Origin of the sequence: Geodermatophilus aquaeductus, from assembly GCF_900182545.1 — a bacterium.
GTDB classification, from domain to species: Bacteria; Actinomycetota; Actinomycetes; order Mycobacteriales; family Geodermatophilaceae; genus Geodermatophilus; species Geodermatophilus aquaeductus.
This window is the reverse complement of sequence record NZ_FXTJ01000024.1, coordinates 1-5,472: the sequence shown is the minus strand read 5'-3', so window position 1 is coordinate 5,472 and position 5,472 is coordinate 1. Positions and strand designations below refer to the sequence as shown.

Annotated in this window: 3 rRNA genes; all 3 read right to left on the bottom strand. The window is 60.1% G+C overall.

The features are described 5' to 3' along the window. Positions 1–7: 7 nt before the first annotated feature. Positions 8–124: ribosomal RNA gene (gene rrf, locus FN207_RS26010) — 5S ribosomal RNA — on the bottom strand. Positions 125–232: 108 nt separating this feature from the next. Further along, positions 233–3,377, bottom strand: a 23S ribosomal RNA gene (locus FN207_RS26005). Between the two features lie 512 nt (positions 3,378–3,889). After that, a 16S ribosomal RNA gene (locus tag FN207_RS26000) occupies positions 3,890–5,409 on the bottom strand. The 16S, 23S and 5S rRNA genes sit together here, the layout of an rRNA operon. Positions 5,410–5,472: the final 63 nt, after the last annotated feature.

The window sequence follows — 5,472 nt, the reverse complement described above, 5'->3', positions numbered from 1 at the left end:
AATGGTTGTCCGGCGGCGTCCTACTCTCCCACCCCGTCTCCAGGGCAGTACCATCGGCGCTGAGAGGCTTAGCTTCCGGGTTCGGAATGGGTCCGGGCGTTTCCCTCTCGCCATGGCCGCCGTAACACTGTGAACATGACAACCCCGAGTTCCGGGTTGGTGCGTTCAGAACCGCACAGTGGACGCGAAAACACCTTGTTGCTCGACAGGCCCCCCGCGAAGGAGGGGGTGTGTGGTCAAGCCCTCGGCCTGTTAGTACCGGTCAGCTCCACACCTTGCGGTGCTTCCACTTCCGGCCTATCAACCCGCTGGTCTGGGCGGGGGCCTTACCCGGTTGACCCGGTGAGAGACCTCATCTCGAAGCGAGCTTCCCGCTTAGATGCTTTCAGCGGTTATCCCTGCCGAACGTAGCCAACCAGCAGTGCACCTGGCGGTACAACTGGCACACCAGAGGTTCGTCCGTCCCGGTCCTCTCGTACTAGGGACAGCTCTTCTCAAGTCTCTTACGCGCACGGCGGATAGGGACCGAACTGTCTCACGACGTTCTAAACCCAGCTCGCGTACCGCTTTAATGGGCGAACAGCCCAACCCTTGGGACCTACTCCAGCCCCAGGATGCGACGAGCCGACATCGAGGTGCCAAACCATCCCGTCGATATGGACTCTTGGGGAAGATCAGCCTGTTATCCCCGGGGTACCTTTTATCCGTTGAGCGACACCGCTTCCACATGCCGGTGCCGGGTCACTAGTCCCAGCTTTCGCTCCTGCTCGACCCGTCAGTCTCACAGTCAAGCTCCCTTGTGCACTTGCACTCGACACCTGATTGCCAACCAGGCTGAGGGAACCTTTGGGCGCCTCCGTTACATTTTGGGAGGCAACCGCCCCAGTTAAACTACCCACCTGACACTGTTCCTGATCCGGATCACGGACCGAGGTTAGACATCCAATTCGACCAGAGTGGTATTTCAACGGCGACTCCACCGACACTGGCGTGCCGGCTTCACAGTCTCCCACCTATCCTACACAAGCCGAACCGAACACCAATATCAAGCTGTAGTGAAGGTCCCGGGGTCTTTCCGTCCTGCCGCGCGTAACGAGCATCTTTACTCGTAGTGCAATTTCGCCGAGCCTGTGGTTGAGACAGCTGAGAAGTCGTTACGCCATTCGTGCAGGTCGGAACTTACCCGACAAGGAATTTCGCTACCTTAGGATGGTTATAGTTACCACCGCCGTTTACTGGCGCTTGAGTTCTGAGCTTCGCCACAGATGTAGCTAACCCGTCCCCTTAACGTTCCAGCACCGGGCAGGCGTCAGTCCGTATACATCGTCTTACGACTTCGCACGGACCTGTGTTTTTAGTAAACAGTCGCTTCTCACTGGTCTCTGCGACCCCCCTCCGCTGCCCACTGCAAGAGTGTTGACGGGCGAGGGTCCCCCTTCTCCCGAAGTTACGGGGGTATTTTGCCGAGTTCCTTAACCACAGTTCGCTCGATCGCCTTGGTATTCTCTACCTGACCACCTGAGTTGGTTTGGGGTACGGGCCGCTCGGAACTCGCTAGAGGCTTTTCTCGGCAGCATAGGATCATCGGATTCGCCTCATTCGGCTATGCGTCAGGCCTCACCCTTAAGTGTCCGACGGATTTACCTATCGGACGGGCCACACCCTTGCACCGGTACTACCACTCACCGGCCCGACTACCTTCCTGCGTCACCCCATCGCTTGCCTACTACCAGTTCGGGTCCCCAGCTACTTCCACCCGCACCCCGAAAGGTGCGAGCGGTTTCGGTGGGTCAGCATCGCTGGGTTCAGCATGGGCGTTCCTTCGCGGGTACGGGAATATCAACCCGTTGTCCATCGACTACGCCTGTCGGCCTCGCCTTAGGTCCCGACTCACCCTGGGCGGATTAGCCTGGCCCAGGAACCCTTGGTCTTCCGGCGGGGGAGGTTCTCACTCCCCTCTCGCTACTCATGCCTGCATTCTCACTCGCGTGGCGTCCACGGCTGGATTCCTCCGCCGCTTCACCCGCCACACGACGCTCCCCTACCCACCCCACCACCTGGCCGGCACCTCGCAAGGTGACGGCGGGTTGTTGGTGAAGTGCCACGGCTTCGGCGGTGTGCTTGAGCCCCGCTACATTGTCGGCGCGGAACCACTTGACCAGTGAGCTATTACGCACTCTTTCAAGGATGGCTGCTTCTAAGCCAACCTCCTGGTTGTCTCTGCGATCCCACATCCTTTTCCACTTAGCACACGCTTAGGGGCCTTAGCCGATGATCTGGGCTGTTTCCCTCTCGACTACGAACCTTATCGCCCGCAGTCTCACTGCCGCGCTCTCACTTACCGGCATTCGGAGTTTGGTTGACGTCAGTAACCTTGTGGGGCCCATCGGCCATCCAGTGCTCTACCTCCGGCAAGAAACACGCGACGCTGCACCTAAATGCATTTCGGGGAGAACCAGCTATCACCGGGTTTGATTGGCCTTTCACCCCTACCCACAGCTCATCCCCCAGGTTTTCAACCCTGGTGGGTTCGGTCCTCCACGCGGTCTTACCCGCGCTTCAACCTGGCCATGGGTAGATCACCCGGCTTCGGGTCTAGAGCACGCGACTAGAATTCGCCCTGTTCGGACTCGCTCTCGCTACGGCTACCCCCCACGGGTTAACCTCGCCACGTACCGCTAACTCGCAGGCTCATTCTTCAAAAGGCACGCCATCACCGCCCACACCACAAGGGTGCGAGATTCGCGGCTCTGACGGCTTGTAGGCACACGGTTTCAGGAACTATTTCACTCCCCTCCCGGGGTACTTTTCACCTTTCCCTCACGGTACTCGTCCGCTATCGGTCACCAGGAAGTATTCAGGCTTAGCGGGTGGTCCCGCCGGATTCACACCGAATTCCACGGGCTCGGTGCTACTTGGGAATCCGTGAACAAAGAGAGACCGGGTTTTCGTGTACGGGGCTCTCACCCTCTACGGCGACCCCTTCCAGAGGCCTTCCACTAACACCGGTCTTTTCTGACTCTCCGCTGCTCCGGCAGAAACAGCACGCACGGTCCCACGACCCCGCCTCCACAACCCCTGCCGGGTATCACATGGAAACGGTTTAGCCTCATCCGCTTTCGCTCGCCACTACTCACGGAATCACGGTTGTTTTCTCTTCCTGTGGGTACTGAGATGTTTCACTTCCCCACGTTCCCTCCACACGCCCTATGTGTTCAGGCGCGGGTCACACCACATGACTGGTGCGGGGTTTCCCCATTCGGACACCCTCGGATCAACGCTCGGTTGGCAGCTCCCCGAGGCTTATCGCAGCCTCCCACGTCCTTCATCGGCTCCTGGTGCCCAGGCATCCACCGTGTGCCCTCAACATCTTGGCCACACAAAACCCACCCCACCAACCACTCTCCGTGCTTCCCGAAGGAACACGCAAGACCGGTCAACGGGGCGGGACACCTACAAGCAACTCTGCACAATCCAGAGAAATAAAGATGCTCGCGTCCACTGTGCAGTTCTCAACGACCAACCAGTCACCCTCCATGCGACCCCACCGGCCCGTGCGCACACGGCGTTGTGAGATCAGGAGAGCCCCGGACGAGGTCAACGCCCCCACCGCCACCGGCACTCGGCCGGCGCAGCGGGGCCCGCTCCCTCAGGACCCAACAGCGTGCCTACGACCCCGACCGCGCTCCGACCCGCTTCCATGCCCGTCCTCCCGAAGAAGAAGGGGCCGTACTGGGGGCCGGCGTGTGACCGGCGGCCGAACTGGTCAGCGTTCCACCCTCGAGCACCACCCCGAACGCTCCGCCCGGCACCCGTGGATGGGCACCGGATCACGGTCCGGGCGCGGCTCTGGACCACCACACTCGGTGTGGCGGCCAGTGCTCCTTAGAAAGGAGGTGATCCAGCCGCACCTTCCGGTACGGCTACCTTGTTACGACTTCGTCCCAATCGCCGATCCCGCCTTCGACGGCTCCCTCCCACGAGGGGTTGGGCCACCGGCTTCGGGCGTTACCGACTTTCGTGACGTGACGGGCGGTGTGTACAAGGCCCGGGAACGTATTCACCGCAGCGTTGCTGATCTGCGATTACTAGCGACTCCAACTTCATGGGGTCGAGTTGCAGACCCCAATCCGAACTGAGACCGGCTTTTTGGGATTCGCTCCACCTCGCGGTATCGCAGCCCTTTGTACCGGCCATTGTAGCATGTTTGCAGCCCTAGACATAAGGGGCATGATGATTTGACGTCATCCCCACCTTCCTCCGAGTTGACCCCGGCAGTCTCCCATGAGTCCCCACCATCACGTGCTGGCAACATGGAACGAGGGTTGCGCTCGTTGCGGGACTTAACCCAACATCTCACGACACGAGCTGACGACAACCATGCACCACCTGTGCACGACGCCAAAGGCACCCCGCATCTCTGCGAGATTTCCGTGCATGTCAAGCCTAGGTAAGGTTCTTCGCGTTGCATCGAATTAAGCAACATGCTCCGCCGCTTGTGCGGGCCCCCGTCAATTCCTTTGAGTTTTAGCCTTGCGGCCGTACTCCCCAGGCGGGGCGCTTAATGCGTTAGCTGCGGCACGGAGACCGTGGAATGGCCCCCACACCTAGCGCCCAACGTTTACGGCGTGGACTACCAGGGTATCTAATCCTGTTCGCTCCCCACGCTTTCGCTCCTCAGCGTCAGTTTCGGCCCAGAGACCCGCCTTCGCCACCGGTGTTCCTCCTGATATCTGCGCATTTCACCGCTACACCAGGAATTCCAGTCTCCCCTGCCGAACTCAAGTCCGCCCGTATCGACTGCAGGCCCGGAGTTGAGCTCCGGGTTTTCACAGCCGACGCGACGAACCGCCTACGAGCTCTTTACGCCCAATAATTCCGGACAACGCTTGCACCCTACGTATTACCGCGGCTGCTGGCACGTAGTTGGCCGGTGCTTCTTCTGCAGGTACCGTCACTTGCGCTTCGTCCCTGCTGAAAGAGGTTTACAACCCGAAGGCCGTCATCCCCCACGCGGCGTCGCTGCGTCAGGCTTCCGCCCATTGCGCAATATTCCCCACTGCTGCCTCCCGTAGGAGTCTGGGCCGTGTCTCAGTCCCAGTGTGGCCGGTCACCCTCTCAGGCCGGCTACCCGTCGTCGCCTTGGTAGGCCACTACCCCACCAACAAGCTGATAGGCCGCGGGCCCATCCCCAGCCGGAAATCCTTTCCACCACCCACCATGCGGTGCGCGGTGAACATCCGGTATTAGCCCCAATTTCTTGGAGTTATCCCAGAGCCGGGGGCAGGTTGCCCACGTGTTACTCACCCGTTCGCCACTGATTCCCTCCGAAGAGGTTCACCGTTCGACTTGCATGTGTTAAGCACGCCGCCAGCGTTCGTCCTGAGCCAGGATCAAACTCTCCGTAGATGATCTGATACCGGCTGAGAACCGAGACCTGACAGATCTCGATCAATCAACCAAAGGAACCCA